Source organism: Cupriavidus pinatubonensis, assembly GCF_019602855.1.
In the GTDB taxonomy this organism is placed as follows: Bacteria; Pseudomonadota; Gammaproteobacteria; order Burkholderiales; family Burkholderiaceae; genus Cupriavidus; species Cupriavidus pinatubonensis.
Window position 1 is genome coordinate 133,118 of the sequence record NZ_CP080766.1, and the last position, 25,384, is coordinate 158,501.

Genomic DNA, 25,384 nt, shown 5'->3' on the forward strand with positions numbered 1-25,384 from the left:
TGTTTTCCGTACGTGTGGGAACTTGCTTCATGACTTGCCGAGACGGCGACGGGACAGCGTGTCTAGGAACACCGCCAGCACCACGATGACCCCGGTCACCAGCGGCTGCCAGTTGGCGCTGACCGTGAGCAGGTTCATGCCGTTGAGCACCAGCGTCAGCAGGATGGCGCCGACGAGCGTGCCGGATACCCGCCCTACGCCGCCGAACAGCGATGTGCCCCCGATCAGCACCGCCGCGATGGCCGGCAGCGTGAGCGTTTCGCCGATATCGCCTTCGGCGGAGTTCAGGCGCGCCAGGAACACCAGGCTCGCCAGCCCGGCCATGGCGCCGCTGACCACGTAGACCAGCAGCAGGCGACGGGTTACCGGCACGCCAGAGAGCCGCGCCGCGACCGGGTTGGCGCCGATCGCATAGATCTCCTGGCCGTAGGTGGTCTTCTGGGAGATCACCGTGCCGGCTGTCAGGAAGGCGAGCATCAGGAACACGGGCACTGGCACGCCCCACAGGTAGCCGCTGCCGATGGCGCGGAATTCCGGCGCGAATCCGTGGATGGTTTCACCCGCCATGAACCAGTACGTCAGGCCATGCAGCACCCACAACATGCCGTACGTGGCAATGAACGGCGGGATACGCAGCGCAGCCACCAGCAGGCCGTTCGCCAGGCCGATCAGCACGCCGCAACCGAGACCGGCACCTACGCCGAGCATGGTCGATCCCGTCGCCTTCATGACGCTTGCCGCCAGACACGCGGACATCGCCACGTTGGCCCCGACGGAAAGGTCGAGGCCGCCCGTCAGGATCACAAGCGTCAGCCCAGAAGCGAGCAGGAACAGCAGGCTCGCCTGCCGCAGCACATTGAGCAGGTTGCCCAGCGTCAGGAACGCGTCCGACGATACCGACAGCAGCGCGCACAGCACGGCCAGCGCCAGCAGGCGGCCGACAAACGCGCGGGAGTCCGCGGACAGCGGCATGTTCAGGATGGCGGAGCTCATGCGTTCCCCTTGAAGGATTCGATCAACAGGACCACCAGCACCAGCAGGCCGATGGCCGCCACCTGCACCGAAGACTGCACGCCGATCAGGTTCAGGCCGTTGCGCAGCACGCCGACGGCGAGCACGCCAAGCACCGTGCCCGGCAGCCAGCCGTTGCCGCGGTCGAACGTGGTGCCGCCGACGGCTACCGCGGCAATCGCCTCGAACTCCAGTCCGATGGAGGCGGTCGGGTGTCCGGCATTCATGCGTGCGGTCAGCAGCAGCGCCGCTACGCCCGCCATGGCGCCGCCGAGCATGTAGACCGCGATCAGCCAGCGATTGACGGAGACGCCTGCGAACTTCAGCGCCTCACGGTTGCCGCCGAGCGCGAACACATAGGCGCCGAATCGTGTGCGATACAAGAGCCAGTGGAAGAGGGCGTAGGTGGCAACGGCCAGCCACAGCGGCACAGGAATGCGGAGCAGTTCGCCGGAATAGAGCAGGGGGATCGTGTCGCCGACGCCGACCACGCTTTGCCCGTCGGTCAATACGAGCGCCACACCTTGGGCAACACCCAGCGTGCCCAGCGTCGACACGAACGGCGGAATGCCCAGCCGTGCCACCAGCAGGCCATTGAGCAGGCCGAACGCGAGCCCCACACCGATGGCAGCGGCCAGGGCCAGCAGCAGCGAGCCGGTGGCCACGATCACCATGGCAAGCACTACGCCGCACAGCGCGAGCACGGCACCCATGGAGAGATCCAGCCCCTCGGTCATGATGATCAGCGTCATCGGCAGCGCGATCAGCAGCAGGATCGTGGATTGCGTGCCGACATTGAGCAGGTTGGCTGTCGACAGAAAGCCCTGGCCCATTGCCGCGAAGGCAACGGTAAGCAGAAGCAGCACCCAGGCCGCGCCGGGCAGCTTGCCGAGTATTGGCACGAAAGCCAGGGGCAGGGCACGGGAGGCGGTGGCGGCAGTCGTATCAGGCATCGTTCATCCCCAGTTGCAGAATGCTTTCCTCGGTCATGGCGTCATGCGCAAGCTCGCCGGCGACGCGGCCGCCGCGCATGACATAGGTGCGGTCGCATACGTTGATGATCTCTGGCAGCTCGGAACTGATCAGCAGCACGGCGGCGCCTTGCTTCACCAGCCCGTCGATCAGCGCGAAGATTTCGGCCTTGGCGCCAACGTCGATGCCGCGCGTAGGCTCGTCGAAAATGAACAGGCGCGATTCGGCGACCAGCCACTTGCCGATCACGATCTTCTGCTGGTTACCGCCCGACAGGAACTGCGCGAGCTGGTCGCCGCTCGGCGTGGCAATGCGCAGCCGTCCAATCTCGCGCGTGGACAGCTGCGCCGCCTTGCCGCTGCGATACCAGTGTGCGGGAAAGGCGCGGCGCAGGCCGGCCAGGAGCAGGTTGTCGCGCACCGAGCGGATCAGCGCGAGCCCTTCGGTCTTGCGACTTTCGGGGATCAGCGCCGCGCCGAGCGCGCGTGCCTTGTCGGGACCGCCGCGCATGGACTTGCCGAAAATGCGGATTTCGCCCGCGCGCACCGGGTCCGCGCCAAACACAGCCCGCGCGACCTCGCTGCGCCCTGAGCCGACGAGCCCGGCCAGCCCGACGATCTCACCGGCACGCACCTGCAGCGTGATGTCGTCAATGCCGTTGTCAGCGCTGACGCCTTGCATGTCGAGCGCCACCTCGCCGACCGGGCCGCCGCGTGTGCGGGTGTAGCCCATGTCCACCTTGCGGCCGACCATGCGCGCCACCAGTTCATCAGGCGTGGCATCGCCGGGCATGTAGCTGCCGACCTTGCGGCCGTCTCGCATGACGGTGATGCGGTCACCGAGCGCGAAGACTTCCGCCATGCGGTGCGAGATATAGATCATCGACACGCCGTCGGCCTTGAGGCGTGCGATGACGCCGAACAGCTTTTCGGTCTCGCGCTCGGAGAGAGCGGCCGTGGGCTCATCCAGCACGAGGATGCGTGCGTTCTGCGACAGCGCCTTGGCAATCTCGATCATCTGCTGCTGCGCCACGCCCAGGCGATGCACGGGCGTATGCGTGCTGATGTCCATGCCGAGCGTGTCCAGCAGGCGCCGCGCTTCGGCATGCATCTTTGCATGGTCCACCGAGCCCGGCACCCGTCCGCGCGGCTCACGGCCAAGAAAAATGTTCTGCGCGATGTCGAGGTAGGGCACCAGCGAGAATTCCTGGAAGATCACGGCGATGCCGAGCCGCATCGTGTCCGCCGGCCCCGATACCTCGACGCGCTGGCCCTGATGGTGGAACTCGCCGGCATCGGCCACATAAACGCCGCACAGCACCTTCATCAGCGACGACTTGCCTGCGCCGTTCTCGCCAAGGAGCATGTGCACCTCGCCGGGATAGATGTCGAAGGAGACGTCGTCCAGCGCCTTGACGCCTGGAAAAGTTTTGCAGATGCCACGCATCTCGAGCAGTGGGCTGACCTGGGTCATCGCGTTCATGGGGGTTTCCTATGCAAGGGCGTGGGCCTGTGCGCCAAGCAGCCGTTCGCCGGATGCGCGCAGCGCGTCGAGCGTGCGCGGCACGCCATCGGCCAACAGCCGGCCGCGCCGCTTGCGCGCGACGCCAGCCACGAAGACGCTGTCGATATTGGCCAGGCTGGCCTGCATGACGACAGCGTTGATGGGGTCGTGCACGGGCATCATGTTGAGCCGCTGCGCGTCGATCAGGACGAGGTCGGCCTGCTTGCCGACCGCCAGCGAGCCAATGCGGTCCGCCATGCCGAGCATCCGTGCGCCGGCCAGCGTGATCCACTCCAGCGCCTCGCGACAGGTCACCTCGTGGCGCGGCGCGATGACTCCGTGCTCCGCGCGGTATTCCGCGTGATCCAGCGCGCGCTGCACGCCGAGCGCAACGCGCGCCGCCGTGAACATCTCACCGGACAAGCCGGACTCGAGATCGATGCCCAGCGACGGCGCCACGCCGAGCTTGCGCAGGCGCCCGGTAATCGGAAAGCCGTGGCCCTGCGTCAGCTCGTTTTCCGGCGTCAGCGAAAAACTTACCCCGGCATCGACGAAGCGCGCGAGTTGGGCATCGCTAAGGTCATTGCCGTGGACAATGTTGATGTGCGGGCCCAGCAGACCGGCCGCTTCCAGCCGAGCCCAGCCGTCGGGCGTGCGTGCCGCGCCGCCGCCCTGGTGCATGCTGGCTATCAAGCCGAACTCGCGGGCCAGCGCGAAATCGTGCAGCGCGACTTCCATGGTGGAGTAGTGTGGGCCAAGGATGGCCAGGCCCAGGCTGACCAGTTCCGAGCCCTGCAAGCGCTGCGCCAAACGTTCGATCTCATGGCGCGGGTGCGGCGTCTCCCAGAACGGCGCCATGCCGGGCTTGGGATCAGGCTTCGGCGATCCGTGCAGGAACGCAGCGCGGATGCCTGAGCGCTCCAGCGCATCGATGGCCGCGTCGCTATGTGCCGGAGTAGGGTTGTTGTGGCACCAGTCGACCAGCGTCGTCGTGCCGCAGTCGAGCTGGTTCCATGCACCGGCCAGCGTGGCCACGTGGATGTCTTCCGGCGTAAAGCGCGTTGCCAGCCCTGCATGCATCTGGCGGAAATATTCCGTGAGCGTCCAGCCGCCGGCGACGCCGCACAGGGCGGTTTGCCAGGTGTGCATATGGGCGTTGACGAAGCCCGGCGCCACGATGAAGCCGCGTGCGTCGATCTGCTCGGTTCCGGCGGCATCCGCCACATCGAGATGCGGCGCAAGCGCGGCTATCCGGTCATCCTCGATCAGCAAGTCGCCAATGAACTCCCCATGGGCGGCTTCCATCGTGACGAGCGTAGCCCCGCGAATCAGGGTGCGCGTCATAAAACCTGTCTCCTTGGCGACGCGGCAACGCGGCAACGCCACTTTCGCCTTGTGCTCGTAATCGTTCTGGTCTTCTTTTGTTTTGCGGTCTGGCGGCAATAACAAACGTTTGCAGCCGTGACGCAGATGAGTCTATACTCCCTCCGAACGAGAAAAAACGCGGCCCGAGGAAATGTTTCTTCCACCTGGAGAAAAACTCGGCCGGCGTAGCAGGCGGTGGAGACAACGCATGGATCGCTGGACCGAAATCGAGTTGTTCGTACAGACCGCGGAGTTCGGCAGCATCTCGCGCGCCGCCGAAAGCCTCGAGATGTCCAATGCCGCGGCCAGCCGCTACCTGAGTTCGCTGGAACGGCGGCTGTCGGCGCGCCTGATCGAGCGCAACACGCGCCGCCTGTACCTAACCCAGGTCGGCGAGCAGTACTTCCGGCGTTGCAAGGAATTGCTGGCGGAGATGAAGGAGGCGGAAGCCGACGTCAGCGCCGCCGTGCTGGAACCAAGCGGGACACTGACGATCACTGCGTCGCTGTCGTTCGCCATGAAGCATCTGGCACCGTTGGTGCCGGAGTTCACGACGCGCTATCCGAAGGTGAATGTCAATGTGCTGGCGGCCAATCGCTACTACGACATCATGGACAGCGGCACGGACCTGGCCATCCGCACGCGCGAGTTCGAGCCGGACTCTAACCTGACGGTGCGCCGCCTTGCGCAGACGCGCCGGGTGCTGGCCGCCACGCCGCGCTACCTGGACACGCACGGTATTCCACGCAGCGTCGAAGCGCTGGCGGATCATTCCATGCTGATCTATTCGTACGCCAATCGCCCCAATGAACTCTCGTTCACACGCGGCGACGAAAAGCAGGTCGTCACGGTGCGCAGCAAGATGGAATCCAACGACGGCCAGGTACTACGCGCCGCGGCGCTGGAGGGCATGGGCATCCTCGTCCAGCCCAAGTACATCCTTTATGACGATATCGTCGCCGGGCGGCTGATCCCGGTGCTCGATGACTGGGACTTGCCCAGGCTCACGATCAATATCGCGTTCCAGAACCGGACGCACCTTCCGGCGCGGACACGCCTGTTTATCGAGCTACTGGTGTCGCACTTCGAGCGTATGGACTACGAACGCAAGTGGACGTCGTGACGCGCCCGCTCTGCAAATGCGTGGCGAGCGGGCCGGAGGCTATGGTTGACGTTGACCCGGCTGCATGCCCGCCGCCAGCGCAGCGGATTTGATGATGGCGGCGTAGTCATCGCCGGCCATGCCTTGCGCAGCGGCGCCATGCAGCATCTGGCCGAGCAGGGCGGTGAGCCCCATCGGCACGTGCAGCTGTGCGCCGGCATCCAGGATCAGCCCAACGTCCTTGAGCATCTGCTCGACCGTGAAGGTCGGCGTGTAGTCATGCACGGCAAGCTGTGCGGCCTTGGCCTTGACGATCGGTGAGGCGACCGCACTGGCCGTGATCACATCCCACATCGCCTGCCACTCTAGTCCGCCCTTGCTGCCCAGCGTTAGGGCCTCGGCCAGCATGCCACCAGTCAGCGCGATCAGCAGGTTGACGACGAGCTTCATCAGCCGGGCCTGTTCGGCATCGCCCAGATAGAACTGGGCCGGACCCAATGCGGCTAGCAGCGGCTTGATGCGCTCGTACGCGTCTGCGGGTCCGGATACCAATGCAGTGAGCTTCGCGGCCTCGGCCATGTGGTTGTTGCCGGACACCGTGACGCGCAGATAAGCGATATCACGCGCCGCGAGCAACGGCGCTACTGCCGCCGACGCCGCGGGAGAGACCGTGCTGGTGTCGATATAGAGCGCGCCGGGCCGGGCCGCTTTGGCAATCTGGCCCGCCACCGCACTGAACGCGCCGTCATTCGGCATCGAACTGAAAATGACCTCGGCTGCGCTGACAGCGTCCGCAAGGGACGGGGCCACCGCCAGGCCGGCGTGTCGCGCCGCCGATGCCTGTTCCGGCGCGATGTCATAGGCGACGACGTCATGGCCCGCAGCGGCGATGTGGCGCGCCATCGGCAGGCCCATCTTGCCGGTGCCAATGAATCCGATCCTCATATCTTCTCCTGTCTGGAAATTCTGCGTGCCACGCAGCGTCAGTCCGGCCGCACGCCTTCGTAGGCAGCCTGGAGCAGGGCACGGATCGGCTCGCGCTCGATCGGGCGCGGGTTCCAGTAGGGGCTGGCGAGCGCGATATCCGCCGCGCGGTCGAGATCCTCTTCGCGCATGCCGATGTCCCGCAGGGCGACAGGGGCGCCATGGCGCTGGGCCAGGTCGAACAGCGTCGCTGCAGCGGATTGCTCGCCGGCGCCGGTCGCCCTGCGGATGCGGGCCATCGCCTCTGGCACGGCGGCGGCGTTATAGGCCAGCGCATGCGGCAACACGATGGTGTGCGTTTCGGCGTGAGGCAGGTTGAAGCTGCCACCCAGCGTATGGCACAGCTTGTGATGAAGCGCCATGCCGACGCCGCCAAGCACGGTGCCACACAGCCACGCTCCGTACAGGCACTGGGAACGCGCGTCGAGGTCGCCCGGATCGTTGAATACCGCTGGAATGCCCGCGGCGAGCGCGCGAATACCTTCCTCGGCCATTAGCGACATCACCGGGTTGGCGTCACGCGCGTACAGGCCCTCGGCGGCATGGGCAATCGCATTCAACGCGCTCGTGACGGACAGGCCGCGCGGCAAGCCGACGGTCAGTGCGGGATCGTAGATCACCGTGCGCGGCAGCACGCGCGGATCGCGGCCGGTGCGCTTCGTGCCGGCTTCGGTGAGACCATAGACCGGCGTCACTTCGGAGCCCGCGTAGGTGGTTGGGATCGCCACGATCGGCATCCCCGTTTCCAGGGCGATGGCCTTGCCAAGTCCCGTGGTCGATCCACCGCCGACTGCCACGGCGCAATCCGCTCCGGCCTCGCGCGCCCGCGCTGTTGCGTCGCGCGCACTCTCGATCGGCACGTGCATGACGGCGCCCGCATACACGCCTGCGGACAAGGGGCCAAGCAAGTCGGCAATGCGCTCGGCCTCCGCCTGCTGGTTCGGCGTGCAGAGCACCAGGGCCCGCTTGGCGCCGAGCCTTTCGACTTCGGCGGCAACCTGGCTTGAAGACCCCGCGCCAAACACGACGCGCGCCGCGTGGGCCTCATAGATGAATGGCTGTGACGATTTCATGGTTTTGCTGACAAGCGCGGTCATTCGGACCGGATAGACAGAACGCTATATTTCCGGGAGCAGAAAGGAAATAGGGCCCGAGGAAAACAGTCTTCAGGCAGGCGGAAGAATCGGAGTGGGGCGCGTGAGCACCAAAGGCAGGCCGAGCGTCAGGCGTCCGTCGTCGTGCGCGTGGTGCTCAGGAGGGGGACAAAGTCGAAATGGGCGGCAGCGTACAGGGCATTGCACGACCAGACCTCTTCGTCGTCCCTGTAGAAACTGACCCACCTGCCGTCGCTGATGCAATGGGCACCAGGAAACACCTCTTCATGTCCGTCGGGTCCGTCCAGCAGGACAGGGGCATGAGGCACGGCCCAATAGTGGCCGCTCGGCAGGGCTGAAATCGATTTACGCGACATATCCATGCGGTCCTGCCATTTCCTCAAGCAGCAGCCGGGCGCGTTCGCGCCCGCGAGTACGCTGCCCGGCTATTGTCCTACCACTCATTATGCGCGTTCATTGCATGTGCTGTCCGCCATTGATGGCGATATTGGCGCCGGTGACGAAACCCGCCTCGGCGGAACACAGGTATTGGACCAGCGCGGCAATTTCGTCTGGCTGGCCCAGTCGCCCCACGGGAATCTGCGGAAGCACCTTGGTATCCAGAATCTCCTGCGGCACGGCCATGACCATCTTGGTGGCGACATAGCCCGGCGACACCGTATTGACCGTGACGCCTCGCTTGGCAACCTCCAGTGCAAGTGCCTTGGTGAACCCATGCACGCCCGCCTTGGCCGCCGCGTAATTGGTCTGGCCGAATCCACCTTTGGACCCGATGACGGACGACACATTGACAATGCGGCCCCAACCTCGCTCGACCATGCCATCGCAGACCTGCTTGGTCATATTGAACAGGGAATCGAGATTGGTGCGAACCACCGCATCCCAGTTGACCTTATCAAGCTTCTTGAAGCTGCTGTCGCGCGTGATGCCGGCATTATTGATCAGGATATCGACCGGCCCGATTTCCTCCTGGATTCGCGCCACGCACGCCTGGCACGACGCGTAGTCCGACACGTCAACACTGTAGGCGGCAAAACAGCGCCCGGTTTCCGCCATGCGGGCCAGCCAGTCCGCCACGCCTTCATTGCCTGGCGAATGAGTGACCACCACCGTATAGCCTGCGTCGTACAGCCTGGTGCTGATCGCTTCGCCGATGCCGCCCATGCCACCGGTTACCAGCGCAATTCGCTTTGTCATGATCGAAAGTCTCCTGTCCTGTCTTTGTCTGCCAGGGCTGATTTGCCCAATTGACCGGCCTGGCGCCTATGGCCAATCGACCATCGGCGCCAGGCGGTGTACCGTTTCCGTACCCTGGACGGGCCAGGTTCCGGAACATAGTGCTTATCGGTGGGCGATCACGTGCGAGTGGGTGCGCGGAGGTTGCTCAACTGTCGTCGTCAACAGCCACGGGGATTGGCTGAGCCTTGTGGCGATGTCCTGCAACTGTGAGTCGTCAATATCGGCGATGTCAATCGTCAGGCTTTCACCACCACGGCCCGCATCACCGACGCGGACAGCAACGCGACAAACTTGTTCTGTGTATTGCGTCAGCGCCTGCCAGATCGGGACGATATGAAGCGCGCCGTTTCGGGAGCGCACTGTGAGCCGACGCGTCTTGTTCCTCAATCGTGCTCTCGGACTTGATGGCTTGACGAGAAAACCGCACCCATACGTTGGAGCCGTCAGCCTAATGAAGTCCTATGACAATCGGAACCGGGAAGACATGTACGTAATATTCAGATTTCGGACGGGGCCAACGGAAAGGTGGGCAATCGCGGGGAACAGCGGAGTTGTTGGACTCAAGGACGGAGACGTGCTTTATTTAACATAAGATAGATTATGCGGAAAATGGTTGTAGCAGCAAAGCGGTAATGTCCGGTTTTGGCCCAAATGTCCGCCTAAAGCCTCACTGCCCAATATTAAACTGCTGTTGCACTCCTCTCGCTTGCGGTGGCACGACAACATCCAGTCGAGCATTACGGATGTCGCTACAGCCACCGGCCCGCCATTACCAAGATGCCTCCGACAGAAACCAGAACATGAAACGGCAATTCGATGACCTCCAACTAGGCAGCATCGAGCTGTTCTGCCTTGCCGCCGAACTCGGAAGCTTCACCGCCGCCGCGGTGGCCGCGAGCGTGACGCCAGCAGCGGTCAGCCGCACCGTGCAAAGGCTGGAAGAACGCCTCGGCGCGCGCCTCTTCGTGCGAACCACACGTCAGATTCGCCTGACCGATGAAGGACGGGTCTATTTCGAACAGAGCCGTGCCGCATTGGCGCAGTTGGTTGACGCGGAACGGCAGATCAGCGGCCAGCAAGCCGCGCCGGCAGGACGGCTTCGTATCAGCCTGCCAACGCCTTATGCACACTATCGCGTGCTGCCTGTATTGCCTGAATTTCGGTCGCTGTACCCTGAAGTCGAAATCGACGTGCACATCAGCAACCGCAACGTGGACTTTGCCGATGACACCTACGACCTCTCCGTGCGCGGGCGCGCACCGGACGATTCGAATCTGATCGCACGCAAACTGGAAGATGCGGAGCTGGTTGTCGTGGCGACGCCCGAATATCTGCGGCGCGCCGGCAAGCCAGAGTCGCCGGACGACCTGCCCAGGCATGAGTGCATTCAGTTCGAACGCCCCAGCAGCGGCCGCAGGATCCCATGGACGTTCCAGGTCAACGACGAGGACACGGATATCATGACGGCCGGCTCTTACGCAGCCTCCGAAGATATTCTCGGTGGCGCGACATTGGTGCGTGCCGGCGCAGGCCTGTTCCAGACTTACCGTTTTGTCGTGGAACAGGATTTGCGGGACGGCACGCTCGTGGAAGTGCTGCAAGAATTTGGCGGCAGTACCCGGCCTTTCGTGCTGCTCTACCCTTCCGCACGCTACGTCACACGCCGGGTCCGCGCATTCGTCGATTTCCTGGTCGATAAATTCTCAGCATAACGGCATGCCCTCACGACCGGTCGCCGAAACCTCAATTGTAGAATGCAGGAATCAGCTTAAGCTGATCGGATTGTTTCTTGTCATGATTGATGAAGAGCTTCGCCTTGTAGGTTTCGATGAGTTTCCTGATTTTATTCATCGATGCGATAGATTCTTGATTGTCGGTATTCAGGGATGGAACTATGCTCCTCTCGAAATTCCCTTCCAGGTGAACAACGTCGCCAGACAGGATGACAAAGCCGGAATTTTTGAGATGCACCAGCAGGGCCTGGCTGCCAGGAGTATGACCGGGCGTTGAAATGAGAACGACGCTGCCATCGCCATACACATCGGTATCGCCATCTACAAGCTGCAAGTTCTTCGGCGTACCCAGCAGCTTGCGCGCCAGTGCCATCAACTGATTTACGTTCTCGTTCGATCCGTTGGGGGAATGTATCCAGCTATACTCAGCCCGTTGCATCAGAACTGCGGCGTTAGGAAACAGGTTCACATTGCCGATGTGATCGCCGTGCGTATGCGAAACGGCAACCCGACCTATATCACCCGGCTTCAGCCCGATTTCGGCAAGTTGATCCGTCAGTGTCTTGTCTAGGTGATAGACGATCAATTTCGGTAAGGTGGACCAACCTTTGGGATCGTTGAACGCCGATTCAGGAACACCCGTATCCCAAAGCAACCAGTCACTGCCGTGCCTTATCAGCCAGCAAGTTGATGAGAATTCAATACTGCGGCCGGCATTCTCGCCGGGCGTCCATACCGATTCATCGTTCGCAAGCGAGCGGCCGCAATCCAGTCGAAAGAGCTGTTCGGCGACACCGGCCTTCACTGGGTCCGGGAGCTTAGTTCCTGCGTGCGCACTGGACGCACCTTCCATCATTAGCAAGAAGGCAATCAAAACCGATGACGCCACTGCTTTTGTTTGTCTCAGCATGACTATTAATCCTCTGGGAAAATTCGCGGATTATCGCCGCACCGGGCTCTGCACCGCGCCAAAACATGACAACGAAAGCTGCCAAGGCAAATCAATTGCAATGCTGTTGAAGTGATTCAATCAATATCAGTGATCATGCAACACCAATGGCTTGCCTTTTTCTACGATATAGTGAGCAAGCGCCTTGAATTTCCCGCTCCCAGTATTGCACACGGTGTGCATCTCCCGGGGTCCGAATTGCAACGGCCGCCCTGCTTTCAAGATCAGGTCCGGCTTATTATCGAACTTTGCGACGGCCTCTCCTTCCAGCACATAGGCGCTTTCGATCCCCGGATGAGCGTGCCGGCTCGTGCAGGCGCCCGGCTCGAGTTCAGCAATAACGGCCATGGTCTCGTAACCCTGCGGGAAGTCAATCGTCTGTAGTGTCGTTCGCGCCTGAGCAAACACGTTGGTTCCGCCTGCGGCAAGCGTAAAAATGGCCGTGGAAAATACCAATGACCGTTTCGTGGATAACATTTGTCTTCTCCTTGATTGAATCGTTGTTATGCGGTTGTTGTCCGCGGCCAGACTTTAGGCTGAGCTTTTTTTTCGATGAAGCTCCCGCGGGGAACAAGAATTGATACATCGAGGAATAACTCACCGGCTGCTCATCGATTACAACGAAACAGCAGCAATCCAAGTGACGCCGGCGGTCAGCCATACAGCCTTCAGACTGGAGGTGCGCAGGCGTGTTCGGGCGCCTGGCGCGATTACGAGGCGCCAATTTCCCCTACTGAGATTGCCGCGTGGCTGTTTCCGCTGCGCTTTCGCGCTTCGCGCAGGGAAGTGATGGCCGTAACGACTCTGTCGCCACCCAAGCGAAATCACGTGGCGACCTCGGGTTTACCTTAGTTGCCTCCCGGCATTGCTCCATCTAGGCTTCGTGTTAATTGTTAACAATTATTTGTTGTTTGTTGTCACGGACGAAAGAACCATGCGTATTGAGCACTTTGAGACCATTTCCTGCGATGCAGGGTGGCGAAACTACTACTTCCTGAAAGTGGTGACATCGGACGGAATCGTCGGCTGGAGCGAATATGACGAATCGTTCGGGCCGCCGGGTCTGACCGCTGTCATCGAGCAACTAGGGGCGCGGTTGGTCGGGAAATCGGTGTATGACCACGAAGAGGCATATGGCCGGCTTGCGGCATCCCTGCGCCCCGCTCCCTACGGGCTCAGCGCCGAGGCCATTGGGGCAATCGAGAATGCGCTGCTCGACGCGAAAGCCAAATCGCTGGGGTTACCGGTCTATCAATTGCTGGGTGGCAAGCACCGGGGCAGCATCCCCATCTATTGGTCTCACTGCGCAACCTGGCGAATCAGCCACCCAAACCTCTACCCACCGGCGATCGTCGATCTGGACGGCGTCAAGAAGGCTGGCGAGGACGCACGCAAATCCGGGATTTCCACTCTCAAGACCAATCTCTTTATCAATGAAAACGGCAAGCCGCGACAGTGGATGGCCGGCTTCGGCTCGCCCTACGCGCCGTCGCTCAATGTGGACAAGGCATTGCTGCGCAATCTGCGTGCGCACCTCGAAGCGCTGCGCGATGGTGCGGGTCCGGACGTCGACATCCTGGTGGACCTGAATTTCAACGCGCGTACAGAGGGCTACCTCTCGCTCATCAACGCCATCAAGGACTTCGACCTCTTCTGGGTAGAACTCGATATCTACAATCCGGACGCCATGGCGTACATCCGCCAACGGAGCCACGCACCGATTGCAGCGTGCGAAACGCTCTTTGGCATCCGCCAGTTCCTGCCCTACTTCCAGGCGCAGTCAATGGATGTGGCCATCGTCGACGCAGTCTGGAATGGTGTGTGGCAAGCCATGAAGATCGCCAGCGTGGCAGACGCCTTTGACGTCAACATCGCCCCGCACAACTTCTATAGCCACCTGTCGACCATGATGAACGTCCATTTCGCGGCGGCGGTTCCAAACCTGCGCGTGATGGAAGTTGACGTCGATCGTCTGGCCTGGGACGACCAGTTGTTCACCCGTACGCCTGAGATCGTGAATGGTGCCATTCAAGTTCCGGACGCGCCGGGATGGGGCTGCGACCCCATCGAAGAGGCCCTGCGCGCCCATCCGCCGCAGGTTCGTCGCAGCCATCTTGGTCTGTGAGCCCAACCGTTGGCGCACGGGGAATCGATGCCAAGGGCGGGAATGCTTTTCCCCGTCGCGCCTGATTGCCACCTACTACTTCCAGTCAGCTTTCGAGGCGGGGTGGAGACCTGTCGTGGATGCTCGCGACCAGACTCCCCTCGGAAGCCACCAACCTCACAACAATCTGAACGGATGACAGGATCATGACAACAATCTCCACCTCCGCGGCGCGTCAGCGCACTGCGGACATACACTCGAGCGACGAAGTCCGAAGTGTCTACGCCAAGGTCACGCGGCGCATAATTCCGTTCCTTTTCATCTGCTATGTGTTTGCCTATCTGGACCGCGTAAACATTGGCTTTGCCGCGCTCCAGATGAAGCATGACCTCGGCTTCTCAGATGCTGTCTACGGCCTTGGCGCCGGCATCTTCTTCATTGGCTATTTCCTGTTCGAGGTGCCCAGCAACCTGCTGCTCGAGAAAATTGGTGCACGCAAGACCATGATGCGCATCATGGTCGTATGGGGCGTCATTTCGGCAAGTTTTGCCTTTATCACGAGCCCGACGCAGTTCTATGTGGCTCGCTTCTTCCTTGGCGCTTTCGAGGCCGGGTTCTTTCCCGGCATCGTGCTCTACCTGACATACTGGTTTCCGCCCGCGATGCGGGGCAAGATCATTACGCTCTTCATGTCGGCGATCGCGGTATCCGGCATCATCGGCGGCCCCTTGTCCGGCTGGATCATGACCAACCTCAGCGACACCTCCGGACTGCATGGCTGGCAATGGCTATTCATCATCGAGGCGGTCCCGTCCGTCATCCTCGGCGTGCTCGTCCTCTTTGTGCTCGCCGACAAGCCCGCCGATGCCAGTTGGTTGTCCGCCAGGGAACAAGAGGTTGTGGCACGCGAAGTGGGCGCCACGGACCCACATGGCCATGACCACTCCTTCCTGAAGACGCTGCGCGATCCGCGGCTGTATGCGTTGTCAGTGGTTTATTTCACGATTGCTGCGGGCCTTTACATCATCAGCTTCTGGCTTCCCGAAATGGTTCGCAGCTATCACGTGACCAACCCCTTGCACATCGGCATCCTGACGATGATTCCCTATCTGATCACCACCGTCGGCATGGTGGTGGTCGGCAAGCATTCGGACAAGACGCGTGAACGCCGCTGGCACGTCGCGCTCGGCATGATCGTTGCCGCCATGGGCCTGGTGGCCGTGACGTTCGTGCATAGCAGCCTGCCCGTCGCGTTGGCTGTGCTTTCGATCACTACGCTGGGCGTTCTGACCGCGATGCCCCTGTTCTGGACGATCCCGACCTCCTATCTTTCCAGCTCAGGTGCTGCGGGTGGTATCGCAATAATCAACAGTATCGGACTGATCGGAGGGTTCGCCAGCCCATCCATGCTCGGCCTGGTGAAGACCACGACGGGGTCGCTGGATTACGGCCTGTACACCTTCGCGGCAGCGCTGGTACTCGGGGCAGTTCTCCTGCTTGCTGCCATGCCGCAGCATTTGCTGCGAGAGGAAATCGGCGGTTGAACTGCCGACTGACGTTTCAGGGCACGAGCAGCCGCCGTGTCCTGACCCTGTACAACCCTCTGCTGATGGGGCCCGTATGCGAATTCTTGTTTTGGGTGCTGGTGCAATTGGAGGCTACTACGGTGGCCAGCTGGTGCAACACGGTGCTGACGTTACCTTCCTGGTGCGCCCCGCGCGGCGTGCGACGATGTCCGGCGCGAGGCAGGCAGGCTCGGAGCGACTTGGGAAGCGCCTGCCCAAGTGACGGCAACACGGCTTGCGGCTGCGGCTTCGGGGTTGCCCCTCTTCAATTGGCAACAATTAACAATCATGACTCAGGTGGCGGTATCATGGCAGCGATCCTTTCCATCGGCGGGCGGACGGGGAAGCGCCATTTCCTGGGGCGATACGAGGGGCGACCGACTCACCTGCCAAGTCAAGCACCTATGAATACTCGCATTGAAATCGACAAGCGCAGCCTGGATCGACAGGCAGCCGACTGGATCCGGGACGCCATCTTTTCCGGGGATCTGGCACCGGGCTCACGACTCACGGAGATCTCGCTTGCGACCCAGATCGGCCTTTCCCGCTCCACGGTTCGTGCTGGCATGCAGCGATTGGCCAGTGAGGGTCTTCTGATCCAGCACGCCTATACCGGATGGGAAGTGGTATCGCTCTCGGCAGAAGACGCCTGGGAGCTATATACGTTGCGCAGCAACCTGGAAGGGATGGCCGCCAGCCTCGCAGCCGCAAATATCGACGATGCTGGCCGCACGCAGCTGCGCAAGGCTTTGGCGGAATTGAAATCCGCTATCGCAAACAAGGACCGCAGGGGCATAGCCGAAGCCGACCTGGCTTTTCACAAGACCGTCGTCGCGCTATCGCGCCATCGTCGCCTCATCGCCCAGTACGGACAAATCAGCGACCCGGTCATGCTCTACATCCTCATGACCACGAAACTAATGGAATATTCCGATGCCATCTATGCCGAGCACGAGCATATGGCCACTGCAATTCTCGAGGGCAATGTTACGGAAGCCGAGAAACTTGCCCATGACTACGCGCGCATGCATGGCGAACACCTGGTGAAGGTTCTGCGAACGCAAAGCGAATTCCAGGACGCCTGAGTGGGCGCGTTTGCAGACGGCCCTAGCTACGTTCCCACGCCGAAACAAAGAACAATGAACTGACGCTGGAGGCAGCGTCCGAATGACGCGGAATCGATGATGCACGGGAGCCGGGTCCTACCGCATCGTGCATTGATCCGCGCCGCACGGACCCACTGTCAATGCAGCGGAACAACTGATTTGCCGCCGACCCCGATGATCTCTCGCAACGGGTAGACCACAATGGCAAGCACCGATCGATTACTTCGTCACGCGTTCTAGCGACTCACTCAGGCCCCGAGCAAAGTCCGCCTTGCTCTGGCGGCAATCGGAGGATGGCGCGCTGATCTTGTGGCATGTCCGACCAGGACGTGATCTCGGTCCACCGATCGCGAGATTTCTTGCCATGCCGAATCCCATCATCACCATCTCCTCCCGTGAAAGCCACTCGGGGGCCAACTACGCGGACCGCAACGCCTCGTACTGGAAGCGCAACCTGGCCGTGGCGACTTTCGGGTCATTTACCACGCTGGTCAGTCTCAGCATGCTGTTGCCGTTCCTGCCACTCTATGTGGAGCAGCTTGGCATCACGGCGCAGAACGAGATCGTCCAATGGTCCGGCGTCGCCTTTGGCGTGACCTTTCTGGCAACGGCCGTGACCGCGCCGCTATGGGGGCGACTGGCCGATCGCTTTGGGCGCAAGCCCATGCTGGTTCGCGCGGCGGTGGGCATGGCCATCGTCATGTCGATGATCGGCCTGGCGCATAACATCTACGAACTCGTCGCCCTGCGTTTTGCGGCAGGCCTCATCGGCGGCTATGCTTCGGCGGCCACCGTCATGATTGGCACGCAGGCGCCGGCCGAACGCGCGGGATGGGCGCTAGGCGTGCTATCCAGTGGCGCACTGGTGGGCAATCTGGTTGGTCCGCTTGTCGGCGGCCTGCTGCCGAACCTGATCGGCATCCGCGGCACCTTTTTCGCGGGCGGCGCAATGATCTCGGTGGCCGCGCTCATGACCATATTTCTGGTACGTGAGGACTTCAGGCCGCCGGCGAAGAGGCCAGCGTCCCATCAGGCCATGGCGGATAGGCATGAGCGCAGTTCGCGCGTTCCGCTGGTCGCGTTGCTCGTTACAGCGACCATGGTGCTGTTTTCCAACATGTCGATCGAGCCAATTATCACCGTCTACATCGGTCAACTCGGCGTACCCCGTGCGCAACTATCGACCATTGCCGGCATCGTCATGGCGAGCTCGGCGCTCGGCAGCGTCTTGACGGCGTCCCGCCTCGGCGCGCTGGCTGACCGCCTCGGGGCCTGGCGCGTGATCATCGGCTGCCTGGTCGCCACCGCTGTCGTCATGATTCCGCAGGCGTTCGTAACAAACTGGTGGACCCTCGCGATTTTGCGTGGCCTCATGGGGATGACGATAGCTGGATTGCTGCCAGCGATCGGCAAGCTTGTGCGGCAGGCAACAAAGGAACACCAGTCAGGCAAGATGCTCGGATACCTGCAGTCGGCACAGTTTGCCGGCCAGGTGACCGGTCCGCTGATCGGTGGCCAGATCGGCGTGCATGTCGGCATGCGCGCGGTGTTCTTCGTCACCAGTGCGGTGCTGCTGGGCTGCGCCGCTTTCGACCGCTGGGCGAAAACGCGGTGACTGGGCCCAGGTGGCGTTGTGCAATCCGAACGCGGGCGCTTCAACTTCGCCGGCCGTGATCAGCCAGCGCGCATCGCCAGCGCGTAGTACGACGCGCCGTCCTCGCTGCGCTCCAGCGTCGCGCGGACCGTTACCGCCAAGCCGCTTCCGTCCGCCCGCGGCAGTTCCGCATCAAACCTGGCTCGCGGACGGGCGCGCGTCATCTTGCGCAGGCGCGCGCCGATATCGGCAAAGCGTTCCGCGAATCCGCTGCCGAGCAGCGCATCGGCAGCACAGCCGATCAGCGCCGCCAGCGCCGCATTGACCGACTCGCAGCGCAGATCACCGTCCAGCAATGCCATGCCTTCCGACGTCAGCTCGAAGACCGCGCGGAACCGCGCCTGCTGGTCGCGCAGCGACTGCTCGGCAAGCTTGCGCGCGGTGTTGTCCATGCTGATGCCGACGATCTTGACGATGCGCCCGTCCAGTTCGCGTACCGGCGTGGCGCGCGATGAGATCCAGCGGATGCTGCCGTCGGGCTGATACAGGCGGAAATCGAACTCGTGCGCCTAGCGGCACACGCGGTCGCCGCTTTCGGTCAGCGACACCTGGCGCGTGCTCCGGTGCAGCAGTTGCGGGCCTTCGCCTGCTCCAGCGCCTTGACGCGCTTGCTGACATAGGCCGGCGAATTGCCCAGCTCTTCCGCAGCAGCCACGAAGCTGGCGCGCTGCGCGACCAGGCAGAACACCCGCAGGTCTTCCAGTGGGGGCAGATTATTCACGATTCGTGTTTCCTGTATCCACGCTTGCGCGGATGATCCGCGCGCGGTTTACCGGCATCCTCGATCGCGTCCAGACCACCAGACACACCAGACCCGAGCGAGACACCGCCATGACCAAACCATCTCCAGCTTCGTTCCGGATTGCCGCCATTGCCGGCGACGGCATCGGCAACGAAGTCCTCCCCGAAGGGCTGCGCGTCGTCGAAGCCGCCGCGCGCAAGTTCAACCTGCCCATTGAAGTGCGCCACTTCGAATGGGCCAACTGCGACTATTACCTGCGCCACGGCAAGATGATGCCGGACGACTGGAAGCAGCAGCTCGACGCCTTCGACGCCATCTACTTCGGCGCCGTCGGCTGGCCCGACAAGGTACCCGACCACATCTCGCTGTGGGGCTCTCTGCTCAAGTTCCGCCGCGAATTCGACCAGTACGTTAACCGCGAACCTGAACCCGGAACGCAAGTTCCCGTCGCTGTTCGAACCAGTGCACGGCTCGGCGCCGGACATCTTCGGCAAGCAGATCGCCAACCCCATCGGCATGATCTGGTCGGGCGCGATGATGCTGGACTTCCTGGGCGGTGAAGCCGGACGCCAGGCACATGACGCGATCCTCGCCGCGATCGAGACCGTGTTGCGCGAAGGTCCGCTGACGCCGGATGCCGGCGGCAAGGCCGGCACGAGCGACGTGGGCAAGGCCATCGCCGAAGCGGTCTGAGGCCGCTCGCGCCGCGGCGTGACGCACGATTCGCCTCGCGAGTCGTTTCCCGTGGCGCACGACCATCCCTTCGTCACATAAGTAATTTTTTTCCGCGAGGATCGGCGGCAGCCGCTGGGGCCTGAAAGGCAACGAGGATCTCGGCGGCGGCAACAAGGCCATGTTCCTGCTGGAAAACGGCTTTGGCACCGACGACGGCAAGGCACGCTGCACAATTACTCGGTCGGCGCGTCGTACGTGATTGGCAACGCCACGGGCTACGTTGGCTACATGGGCCGGCGCGAGACCACGCGGGACGCGCGCTTCGGCATCGCCTTCGTCGGGCTGGGCTACCAAATCACGTCCGCGCTGCACCTGTCGGGCGCCTTTTGGGGGGCAGTTCAGGACTCGTGAACCAATATTGATAAGCGCACGCTGTCCGGTGCCCCGCATAAGGCCTGCACGGTACCGCCTTACCTGCTTCTCCCGCTGCAACCCCAGCCGCCTAGCGTCATCTCGCCCGCATAAGCCTTGTAATTTGTAGGATTCTGTCCGACAGTAACCGAGGCCGCTTTGGGCGACTATTACGGCAGCCCCTGCCCCCTCCCTGTTCATGTCTGACTCCGGACGCCCTTCCAGCCCCCGCCCCGCGACCGAGCGGCACGATATCTTTCGCACGCTCGTCGAAACAATTTCGGACTACGCGATCTTCCTGCTCGATACCGACGGCACGATCACGAGCTGGAACCGCGGCGCGCAGCGGATCAAGGGTTACGAAGCGTCAGAGATCATTGGCTCACATTTCTCGCGCTTTTACCCCGAGGATTCGATCGCACGCGGCTGGCCCCAGAAGGAGCTGGAGCTGGCCAGGCGCCACGGCCGCGTCGAAGACAAAGGCTGGCGCGTGCGCAAGGACGGGACGCGATTCTGGGCCAATGTCGTGATCACCGCACTGCACAATGAAGCGGGTGAAATCATAGGTTTTGCCAAGATCACGCGGGACATGACGGACCAGATGCAGGATGCGGCCAAGCTAATGGAGAGCGAAGAGACTTTCCGGCTGCTGGTCCTGAACGTCAAGGACTACGCGATATTCATGCTCGATCCGCACGGCAACGTCGTGAGCTGGAACGCGGGTGCTGCGCAGATCAAGGGCTATCGAAGCAGCGAAATCGTCGGCCGGCATTTCTCCACGTTCTATCTGCCCGAGGATGTCGCAGCGGGCAAGCCAGAGCGGCTGATCCAGCGGGCCCGCGAGCATGGCAGCGTGCAAGACGAGGGCTGGCGGATGCGCAAGGACGGCTCGCTGTTCTGGGCCAGTGTCACGCTTACCGCGATCTATGACGAACATCGCCAGTTGCGCGGCTTCGCCAAGGTGACGCGGGACATGAGCGAACGCAAGCGGCTTGAGGAAGTCGAGGCTTCGGCGCGCCGGATGAAGGAGTTCCTGGCGATGCTGGCCCACGAACTGAGAAACCCGCTCGCACCGATGTACAGCGCCACGTCGATCATGGAGCGCGCGCCGGACGATTTGTCGCTGGTCAAAGCGAATCTGGGCATCGTCGGCCGTCAGTTGCGGCATCTGACCCGGCTGGTCGACGACTTGCTCGATGTCGGCCGCATTGCCGCGGGCAAGCTCGAACTGCGCCGCTCGGTCATCCCGATCCGCGAGGTGATCGCGGCGGCCATCGAAGGGAGCATGCCCGCGATCGAGGCCAGGTCACAACGCATCGAAGCGCAACTCGACGATGCGGATTTCCAGGTCTTCGGCGATCTCACGCGCCTGGCGCAGGTGCTGCAGAACCTGTTGATCAACGCGTCCAAGTTCTCGCCCGAAAGCACGACGATCACCTTGCGCTGCGGCCTGAACGGCCGCATCGGGCAACTGACGATTACCGACCAGGGCTGCGGCATCGCCCCGGAAAACCTGTCCGAGGTATTCAACCTCTTCGTGCAAGGCGGACCACCGGGCCAGACCAGTTCCAACGGGCTAGGCATCGGGCTGTCGCTGTGCCGGTCGATCATTGAACTGCATGAGGGATCGATCAGCGCCGCCAGCCAGGGGCTTGGCTTGGGCTGCACATTCTCGATCCGGCTTCCGATCATTACCGAACCGCGCACGTCGATGGCTCCCTTGCTGCGCCGTCCGCAGGAAGGCCTCAACATCTTGCTGGTCGATGACAACCGCGATGCCGCCGACAGCATGGGCCTGCTGCTGCAGATGACCGGCCACTCGGTCAAAGTTGCCTACGACGGCGTGACGGCACTGCGCAGCGTCGAGGATTTCACGCCCGACGTCGCGCTCATCGACCTGGCCATGCCGGATATGGACGGCTTCGAGCTGGTGCGCGAACTGCGCGACTACGCCCACCTGCATCACACCCGCTATTTCGCGCTCACCGGCTTTGGCGATCCCGGCATCAAGGAAGATACGGCTCGCGCTGGTTTTGACGGGCATCTGGTCAAGCCAGTGGATATTGACGCCATGACTGAAATCCTTCAGCAGACCCAGCACCGGCCCGCCGCCAGGTAGCAGTGGGTCGGGTCACGGCGAATCCTCTCAGCGCTTCTTCTTTGATTGGTTGAGCGCCACGGCCGCCTGGATGAGGGCCTTCAGCGCCGTCTCGTCGAACGCTTCGCCCTCGTGGATATCGATGGCGCGACGTGTATTCCCTTCCAGGCTCGAATTGAAGAGCTTCGAGGGATCTGGCAGTGACGCACCTTTGGCAAAGGTCATCTTCACTACGTTCTTGTACGTCTCGCCGGTGCAGAGAATGCCATCGTGCGACCACACCGGCACCCCGCGCCACTTCCACTCCTCGACCACTTCCGGATCGGCCTTCCGGATCAGCTCGCGGATACGGCTCAGCATTTCGCCGCGCCAGTCGCCAAGTTCGCGGATCCTCTCGTCGATCAGTTCGGTCGGCGACTTGCCATCCTGCAACCCGGTGTTCTTCATGCCCGTTCTCCTAGGAAGAGGGACATTCTAGCGCTGCCTGCCCGGCCGCGTTTGTCTGGTCAGCACAGACACGTCTATCGAAATCTGTCTGATGGCGACCAACATAGAGCAGCATGGTATCGCCCAGCCTCACGGCAAAGGCAGGCCTATTTTCCCTTTGTTTTCAAAGATTTGATGACGCCATGACGCGTCGGTCGCCGCCCTGGCACACCCCATGCATATATGACTGCGAGCGCAACACCCGATGCCCTCTAAACCCAAGCCAGACCAGCACCCTCAAGGAGTTTCATCATGTCCCTCACCATCCAGAACCTGCCCGTCGAACAAGACCTCGACCACGCCAAGATGAGCGCCGTGCGCGGCGGCAGCCTGTTCCTGAACAACGGCATCAACGCGATCATGGGCGGCGCCGGCGTGTCCTTCGCCAGCCCCAACATCATCGTCGCCCCGGTCACCCAGGTCGATGCCTCGACCCGCACCAACGTCAACCTCACGAGCATCAGCAACCTGCTCAACAACGTCGGCGGCATCGTGCAGGCCGCGCAGCACTAATTCCCCAGCCAGTCCATCTCTTCATCCAGCCTACCCAGGAGACCATCATGTCCTTGACCATCCAGAACCTCCCGCTCGAACAAGACCTCGACCACGCCAAGATGGGCGCCGTACGCGGCGGCAGCATCTTCGTGAACTCCGGCACCAACGCCATCGTCGGCGGCAGCGGCGTGTCGTTCTTCAGCCCGAACACCATCGTGGCTCCGGTCACGCAAGTGGATGCCTCGAGCCGCACCAGCGTCGACCTGAAGACCATGGCGAACACCATCAACAACGTCGGCGGCATCGTTCAGGCGCTCCAGCACTAAGTCCATCGTGGCGGTGGGACCCTTCGCGGTTCCGCCCTCCTTCCCACGAGCCGGCGTCCGGCGCCCGGCTCATTTCAAGACCGCCTCGTGCGGTCTTTTTTCTGTTCCGCATTGATGGCCGGCACAAGATGGCGCGTTAAATCGCACTCACATGAAGCCCGGGTTTCGCGGGAAATACCGCCTCCAGTCGCCGAAATCGCCCGTCGACATCAGCACCATCGGAAGCGTGAATCGCATGCCCTGGCTGGCTGCGATTGCCAGCGCGTCGCTCGTCCCGGGAACGAACACGGATACCTGCCTCGCATCCCCCGCGACGGCCAAAGCCAGTGCCGCACGGAATGCACCGGGCATCGCGTATGTATCCATGACCGCCAGCGGACCTACATGGCCCGACGCGGCCACGTACGCGTAGCCGACGCGCTGGCCTTCGTCTTCGAGAAAGACGCCCCTCATCCTCGGATCGGCCAGCAGATACCTGTGATGCTTCTCTCGCGAAACCCCCAAGGTGGCAACGTCGAGCCGTTGCAGCATGTCGAGATCGGCCGCATCCGTGCCGATCGGCGTCGCGCGAAGCCCGGGACCATTTGCGAGCCCCGCCAGTGACGCACGCTCTGCAGTGCACAAATGGATGGGTACGCGCGGCAGCATGCCGTGCCGCACATACAGCCCTTGCGACACGACGTTGAAGGCAAAGGTAATCAGGCTCTTCTCGCTCGCCCCGGCCTGGTTCGCATGCTCCAGGGTACGGGCGAGCAATTCGTTGCCGATCCCCTGTCCCTGCCGGCCCGGTGCCACGAACAATTCCGCCAGAAACCAGAGCCGCCCGCTCACCCAACTCTGCGCAAAGCCGGCAATCTCGCCATCGTCCTCCGCCAGCCACGTGCCGCGGGGATCGTCCCGAAGGCAGAACGACTGGAAATCCGGAGACCGCGACGCGGCAATCGCCCCGAACCCGTGGCGGACGGTCAGGTCGTTGATGCTGCGGGTCACCAGCTCTTCGGCACGGGGCAGTTCATCAACGCGTGCAGGTCGGAAAAGAAGCGGCATGGACTCCTCCGGCATGGCATGGCATGGCGTGGCAACGTCTGGTGGTATAGCAGAAGGCCCGGCAAGGGCCAAGCTGGCACGCTGGCCTCAGTACGATCCCCATGGCACGGCTTGTGTCTTCCGCGCAGAATCCGGACTCATAACACCGAGACAGACCGTACTGGCTCAGCCCGAGACGAAGCGCGCCGAGACTGTTGGCATCAAAGCGCGCTACATGGATCCACCGGCACTGGCCGCGCTGGTCAAGAAAGATGCCGAGTACTGGGGCAAGATCATCAAGGCGAAGAACATCACGGCCGACTGATCAATTGATCGCTGCCGGGAGCGCCGCCAGCTACAGGCGGCGTTTCAGCGCCGCCAGAGGCCTTCGCGAATCAACGCGTCAGCAATGCGGGGGATCATCTGCGCGACCCGGCGAGCCGACTCCATAAACGGGCGCTGGCTGCTCGTGGCCAGCACCACGGTCTGGCGCAAGGCGCGGTCCGCCAGCGGCACGGCTTCGAACGCGCCGCTTTCCAGTTCGGCGCTGATCGCGTGGTAAGGCAGCAGGCCTCGGTCACAACACGCCTTGGTTGCGCAGCGCTGCTTCCATGTCACGCGGAGTCAGTCCGACGGCGGCGTAGATTGGGCCGGTCCTCGGCGGCGCCGGTGTGTGGCCGGAGAAACGCGTGTTCCCCCACATGTCCGCGGGGATCCAACAGA

The 25,384-nt window shown here is 62.4% G+C and carries 28 protein-coding genes and 2 pseudogenes; 14 read left to right on the top strand and 16 right to left on the bottom strand.

Features of this window, described 5'->3' with window-relative positions; genetic code table 11:
* Positions 1-27: 27 nt before the first annotated feature.
* The 4 genes from K2O51_RS00635 to K2O51_RS00650 are packed head-to-tail and all read right to left on the bottom strand — an operon-like array spanning position 28 to position 4,830.
* Entirely contained in the window at positions 28-993 is a 966-nt protein-coding gene (locus K2O51_RS00635) for an ABC transporter permease (protein WP_220630350.1), read from the bottom strand.
* On the bottom strand, positions 990-1,964 hold the full coding sequence (locus K2O51_RS00640; protein ID WP_220630351.1) for an ABC transporter permease: 975 nt from the start codon (positions 1,962-1,964) through the stop codon (positions 990-992). The genes K2O51_RS00635 and K2O51_RS00640 overlap by 4 nt, the downstream gene beginning before the upstream one ends.
* Entirely contained in the window at positions 1,957-3,465 is a 1,509-nt protein-coding gene (locus tag K2O51_RS00645; protein WP_011300253.1) for a sugar ABC transporter ATP-binding protein, read from the bottom strand. The genes K2O51_RS00640 and K2O51_RS00645 overlap by 8 nt, the downstream gene beginning before the upstream one ends.
* Positions 3,466-3,474: 9 nt before the next feature.
* A complete protein-coding gene (locus tag K2O51_RS00650) occupies positions 3,475-4,830 on the bottom strand; it encodes an amidohydrolase family protein (RefSeq protein ID WP_220630352.1) in 1,356 nt (451 codons plus the stop codon).
* A 229-nt stretch (positions 4,831-5,059) separates the two neighbouring features.
* Between K2O51_RS00650 and K2O51_RS00655 the strand changes: the two genes are divergently transcribed.
* Positions 5,060-5,974, top strand: a complete 915-nt coding sequence (locus K2O51_RS00655; protein WP_011300251.1) for a LysR family transcriptional regulator — start codon at positions 5,060-5,062, stop codon at positions 5,972-5,974.
* A 39-nt stretch (positions 5,975-6,013) separates the two neighbouring features.
* Here K2O51_RS00655 and K2O51_RS00660 read toward each other — a convergent pair whose 3' ends face one another.
* From K2O51_RS00660 to K2O51_RS00680, 5 genes are all read right to left on the bottom strand, one after another.
* Positions 6,014-6,898: an NAD(P)-dependent oxidoreductase gene (locus K2O51_RS00660; RefSeq protein WP_140950700.1), complete on the bottom strand. Its 885-nt coding sequence runs from the start codon at positions 6,896-6,898 to the stop codon at positions 6,014-6,016.
* A 38-nt stretch (positions 6,899-6,936) separates the two neighbouring features.
* Complete coding sequence (locus K2O51_RS00665; protein ID WP_140950699.1) at positions 6,937-8,010, bottom strand: maleylacetate reductase; 1,074 nt, start codon at positions 8,008-8,010, stop codon at positions 6,937-6,939.
* Positions 8,011-8,159: 149 nt separating this feature from the next.
* On the bottom strand, positions 8,160-8,414 hold the full coding sequence (locus tag K2O51_RS00670; RefSeq protein ID WP_235679791.1) for a hypothetical protein: 255 nt from the start codon (positions 8,412-8,414) through the stop codon (positions 8,160-8,162).
* A gap of 91 nt (positions 8,415-8,505) precedes the next feature.
* Positions 8,506-9,249, bottom strand: a complete 744-nt coding sequence (gene phbB, locus K2O51_RS00675) for an acetoacetyl-CoA reductase (protein WP_220630353.1) — start codon at positions 9,247-9,249, stop codon at positions 8,506-8,508.
* Positions 9,250-9,393: 144 nt separating this feature from the next.
* Positions 9,394-9,678 carry a hypothetical protein gene (locus K2O51_RS00680; protein ID WP_011300246.1) on the bottom strand — a complete coding sequence of 95 codons (285 nt, stop codon included), beginning with the start codon at positions 9,676-9,678 and terminating at the stop codon, positions 9,394-9,396.
* 413 nt (positions 9,679-10,091) lie between these two features.
* Here K2O51_RS00680 and K2O51_RS00685 point away from each other — a divergent pair, with 413 nt between their 5' ends.
* Positions 10,092-11,003, top strand: a complete 912-nt coding sequence (locus K2O51_RS00685; protein WP_011300245.1) for a LysR family transcriptional regulator — start codon at positions 10,092-10,094, stop codon at positions 11,001-11,003.
* A gap of 31 nt (positions 11,004-11,034) precedes the next feature.
* Here K2O51_RS00685 and K2O51_RS00690 read toward each other — a convergent pair whose 3' ends face one another.
* Together K2O51_RS00690 and K2O51_RS00695 are read right to left on the bottom strand one after the other, a co-directional pair.
* Entirely contained in the window at positions 11,035-11,934 is a 900-nt protein-coding gene (locus K2O51_RS00690) for an N-acyl homoserine lactonase family protein (protein WP_140950826.1), read from the bottom strand.
* 126 nt (positions 11,935-12,060) lie between these two features.
* Positions 12,061-12,450 carry a cupin domain-containing protein gene (locus K2O51_RS00695; RefSeq protein ID WP_011300243.1) on the bottom strand — a complete coding sequence of 130 codons (390 nt, stop codon included), beginning with the start codon at positions 12,448-12,450 and terminating at the stop codon, positions 12,061-12,063.
* Between the two features lie 457 nt (positions 12,451-12,907).
* Here K2O51_RS00695 and K2O51_RS00700 point away from each other — a divergent pair, with 457 nt between their 5' ends.
* From K2O51_RS00700 to K2O51_RS00720, 5 genes are all read left to right on the top strand, one after another.
* The gene (locus tag K2O51_RS00700) at positions 12,908-14,098 is read left to right on the top strand and encodes a mandelate racemase/muconate lactonizing enzyme family protein (protein ID WP_220630354.1); all 1,191 of its coding nucleotides are present in this window, start codon (positions 12,908-12,910) and stop codon (positions 14,096-14,098) included.
* A 185-nt stretch (positions 14,099-14,283) separates the two neighbouring features.
* Positions 14,284-15,621, top strand: coding sequence for an MFS transporter (locus tag K2O51_RS00705; RefSeq protein ID WP_011300241.1), 1,338 nt, complete (start codon positions 14,284-14,286; stop codon positions 15,619-15,621).
* A gap of 76 nt (positions 15,622-15,697) precedes the next feature.
* Positions 15,698-15,865: a 2-dehydropantoate 2-reductase N-terminal domain-containing protein gene (locus K2O51_RS00710; RefSeq protein ID WP_011300240.1), complete on the top strand. Its 168-nt coding sequence runs from the start codon at positions 15,698-15,700 to the stop codon at positions 15,863-15,865.
* Positions 15,866-15,950: 85 nt separating this feature from the next.
* On the top strand, positions 15,951-16,727 hold the full coding sequence (locus tag K2O51_RS00715) for a GntR family transcriptional regulator (RefSeq protein ID WP_220630355.1): 777 nt from the start codon (positions 15,951-15,953) through the stop codon (positions 16,725-16,727).
* A gap of 385 nt (positions 16,728-17,112) precedes the next feature.
* The gene (locus K2O51_RS00720) at positions 17,113-18,363 is read left to right on the top strand and encodes an MFS transporter (RefSeq protein WP_220630356.1); all 1,251 of its coding nucleotides are present in this window, start codon (positions 17,113-17,115) and stop codon (positions 18,361-18,363) included.
* Positions 18,364-18,422: 59 nt separating this feature from the next.
* Here K2O51_RS00720 and K2O51_RS00725 read toward each other — a convergent pair whose 3' ends face one another.
* Positions 18,423-18,794, bottom strand: coding sequence for a PAS domain-containing protein (locus K2O51_RS00725; protein ID WP_245001817.1), 372 nt, complete (start codon positions 18,792-18,794; stop codon positions 18,423-18,425).
* Positions 18,795-18,940: 146 nt separating this feature from the next.
* Positions 18,941-19,123, bottom strand: coding sequence for a helix-turn-helix domain-containing protein (locus tag K2O51_RS00730; protein WP_011300236.1), 183 nt, complete (start codon positions 19,121-19,123; stop codon positions 18,941-18,943).
* 110 nt (positions 19,124-19,233) lie between these two features.
* Between K2O51_RS00730 and K2O51_RS00735 the strand changes: the two are divergent.
* From K2O51_RS00735 to K2O51_RS00745, 4 genes and pseudogenes are all read left to right on the top strand, one after another.
* Positions 19,234-19,837: pseudogene (locus K2O51_RS00735) on the top strand (isocitrate/isopropylmalate family dehydrogenase).
* Positions 19,838-19,928: 91 nt separating this feature from the next.
* Positions 19,929-20,039: pseudogene (locus tag K2O51_RS35725) on the top strand (porin); the annotation flags it as partial.
* A 35-nt stretch (positions 20,040-20,074) separates the two neighbouring features.
* Positions 20,075-20,230, top strand: coding sequence for a hypothetical protein (locus K2O51_RS00740; protein ID WP_166487073.1), 156 nt, complete (start codon positions 20,075-20,077; stop codon positions 20,228-20,230).
* 199 nt (positions 20,231-20,429) lie between these two features.
* Positions 20,430-22,349 (top strand): PAS domain-containing hybrid sensor histidine kinase/response regulator, encoded by a 1,920-nt coding sequence (locus K2O51_RS00745; protein ID WP_140950822.1) that lies wholly within the window; start codon positions 20,430-20,432, stop codon positions 22,347-22,349.
* 27 nt (positions 22,350-22,376) lie between these two features.
* Here K2O51_RS00745 and K2O51_RS00750 read toward each other — a convergent pair whose 3' ends face one another.
* Positions 22,377-22,775 carry a DUF1801 domain-containing protein gene (locus K2O51_RS00750; protein WP_011300233.1) on the bottom strand — a complete coding sequence of 133 codons (399 nt, stop codon included), beginning with the start codon at positions 22,773-22,775 and terminating at the stop codon, positions 22,377-22,379.
* A 291-nt stretch (positions 22,776-23,066) separates the two neighbouring features.
* Here K2O51_RS00750 and K2O51_RS00755 point away from each other — a divergent pair, with 291 nt between their 5' ends.
* Together K2O51_RS00755 and K2O51_RS00760 are read left to right on the top strand one after the other, a co-directional pair.
* Positions 23,067-23,327 (top strand): hypothetical protein, encoded by a 261-nt coding sequence (locus K2O51_RS00755; RefSeq protein WP_220630357.1) that lies wholly within the window; start codon positions 23,067-23,069, stop codon positions 23,325-23,327.
* A 47-nt stretch (positions 23,328-23,374) separates the two neighbouring features.
* The gene (locus K2O51_RS00760; RefSeq protein ID WP_220630358.1) at positions 23,375-23,635 is read left to right on the top strand and encodes a hypothetical protein; all 261 of its coding nucleotides are present in this window, start codon (positions 23,375-23,377) and stop codon (positions 23,633-23,635) included.
* 147 nt (positions 23,636-23,782) lie between these two features.
* On the opposite strand, the gene K2O51_RS00765 is transcribed toward K2O51_RS00760, so the two are convergent.
* Positions 23,783-24,682 carry a GNAT family N-acetyltransferase gene (locus tag K2O51_RS00765; protein WP_220630359.1) on the bottom strand — a complete coding sequence of 300 codons (900 nt, stop codon included), beginning with the start codon at positions 24,680-24,682 and terminating at the stop codon, positions 23,783-23,785.
* On the opposite strand from K2O51_RS00765, the gene K2O51_RS00770 reads away from it, so the two are divergent.
* A complete protein-coding gene (locus tag K2O51_RS00770) occupies positions 24,681-24,986 on the top strand; it encodes a hypothetical protein (protein ID WP_220630360.1) in 306 nt (101 codons plus the stop codon). The genes K2O51_RS00765 and K2O51_RS00770 overlap by 2 nt on opposite strands.
* Positions 24,987-25,030: 44 nt before the next feature.
* On the opposite strand, the gene K2O51_RS00775 is transcribed toward K2O51_RS00770, so the two are convergent.
* Complete coding sequence (locus tag K2O51_RS00775) at positions 25,031-25,279, bottom strand: type 2 periplasmic-binding domain-containing protein (protein ID WP_011300230.1); 249 nt, start codon at positions 25,277-25,279, stop codon at positions 25,031-25,033.
* Between the last annotated feature and the right edge of the window lie 105 nt (positions 25,280-25,384).

What these genes read in the sequence shown, in the direction of transcription:
- K2O51_RS00640 (WP_220630351.1), bottom strand. Translation starts at nt 1,964, where the DNA reads ATGCCTGATACGACTGCCGCCACCGCCTCCCGTGCCCTGCCCCTGGCT.
- K2O51_RS00755 (WP_220630357.1), top strand. Translation starts at nt 23,067, where the DNA reads ATGTCCCTCACCATCCAGAACCTGCCCGTCGAACAAGACCTCGACCAC.
- K2O51_RS00700 (WP_220630354.1), top strand. Translation starts at nt 12,908, where the DNA reads ATGCGTATTGAGCACTTTGAGACCATTTCCTGCGATGCAGGGTGGCGA.
- K2O51_RS00655 (WP_011300251.1), top strand. Translation starts at nt 5,060, where the DNA reads ATGGATCGCTGGACCGAAATCGAGTTGTTCGTACAGACCGCGGAGTTC.
- K2O51_RS00710 (WP_011300240.1), top strand. Translation starts at nt 15,698, where the DNA reads ATGCGAATTCTTGTTTTGGGTGCTGGTGCAATTGGAGGCTACTACGGT.
- K2O51_RS00695 (WP_011300243.1), bottom strand. Translation starts at nt 12,450, where the DNA reads ATGTTATCCACGAAACGGTCATTGGTATTTTCCACGGCCATTTTTACG.
- K2O51_RS00705 (WP_011300241.1), top strand. Translation starts at nt 14,284, where the DNA reads ATGACAACAATCTCCACCTCCGCGGCGCGTCAGCGCACTGCGGACATA.
- K2O51_RS00670 (WP_235679791.1), bottom strand. Translation starts at nt 8,414, where the DNA reads ATGGATATGTCGCGTAAATCGATTTCAGCCCTGCCGAGCGGCCACTAT.
- K2O51_RS00745 (WP_140950822.1), top strand. Translation starts at nt 20,430, where the DNA reads ATGTCTGACTCCGGACGCCCTTCCAGCCCCCGCCCCGCGACCGAGCGG.
- K2O51_RS00760 (WP_220630358.1), top strand. Translation starts at nt 23,375, where the DNA reads ATGTCCTTGACCATCCAGAACCTCCCGCTCGAACAAGACCTCGACCAC.
- K2O51_RS00715 (WP_220630355.1), top strand. Translation starts at nt 15,951, where the DNA reads ATGGCAGCGATCCTTTCCATCGGCGGGCGGACGGGGAAGCGCCATTTC.
- K2O51_RS00650 (WP_220630352.1), bottom strand. Translation starts at nt 4,830, where the DNA reads ATGACGCGCACCCTGATTCGCGGGGCTACGCTCGTCACGATGGAAGCC.
- K2O51_RS00765 (WP_220630359.1), bottom strand. Translation starts at nt 24,682, where the DNA reads ATGCCGCTTCTTTTCCGACCTGCACGCGTTGATGAACTGCCCCGTGCC.
- K2O51_RS00645 (WP_011300253.1), bottom strand. Translation starts at nt 3,465, where the DNA reads ATGAACGCGATGACCCAGGTCAGCCCACTGCTCGAGATGCGTGGCATC.
- K2O51_RS00660 (WP_140950700.1), bottom strand. Translation starts at nt 6,898, where the DNA reads ATGAGGATCGGATTCATTGGCACCGGCAAGATGGGCCTGCCGATGGCG.
- K2O51_RS00665 (WP_140950699.1), bottom strand. Translation starts at nt 8,010, where the DNA reads ATGAAATCGTCACAGCCATTCATCTATGAGGCCCACGCGGCGCGCGTC.
- K2O51_RS00720 (WP_220630356.1), top strand. Translation starts at nt 17,113, where the DNA reads ATGCCGAATCCCATCATCACCATCTCCTCCCGTGAAAGCCACTCGGGG.
- K2O51_RS00685 (WP_011300245.1), top strand. Translation starts at nt 10,092, where the DNA reads ATGAAACGGCAATTCGATGACCTCCAACTAGGCAGCATCGAGCTGTTC.
- phbB (WP_220630353.1), bottom strand. Translation starts at nt 9,249, where the DNA reads ATGACAAAGCGAATTGCGCTGGTAACCGGTGGCATGGGCGGCATCGGC.
- K2O51_RS00690 (WP_140950826.1), bottom strand. Translation starts at nt 11,934, where the DNA reads ATGCTGAGACAAACAAAAGCAGTGGCGTCATCGGTTTTGATTGCCTTC.
- K2O51_RS00750 (WP_011300233.1), bottom strand. Translation starts at nt 22,775, where the DNA reads ATGAAGAACACCGGGTTGCAGGATGGCAAGTCGCCGACCGAACTGATC.
- K2O51_RS00770 (WP_220630360.1), top strand. Translation starts at nt 24,681, where the DNA reads ATGGACTCCTCCGGCATGGCATGGCATGGCGTGGCAACGTCTGGTGGT.
- K2O51_RS00635 (WP_220630350.1), bottom strand. Translation starts at nt 993, where the DNA reads ATGAGCTCCGCCATCCTGAACATGCCGCTGTCCGCGGACTCCCGCGCG.
- K2O51_RS00725 (WP_245001817.1), bottom strand. Translation starts at nt 18,794, where the DNA reads ATGGACAACACCGCGCGCAAGCTTGCCGAGCAGTCGCTGCGCGACCAG.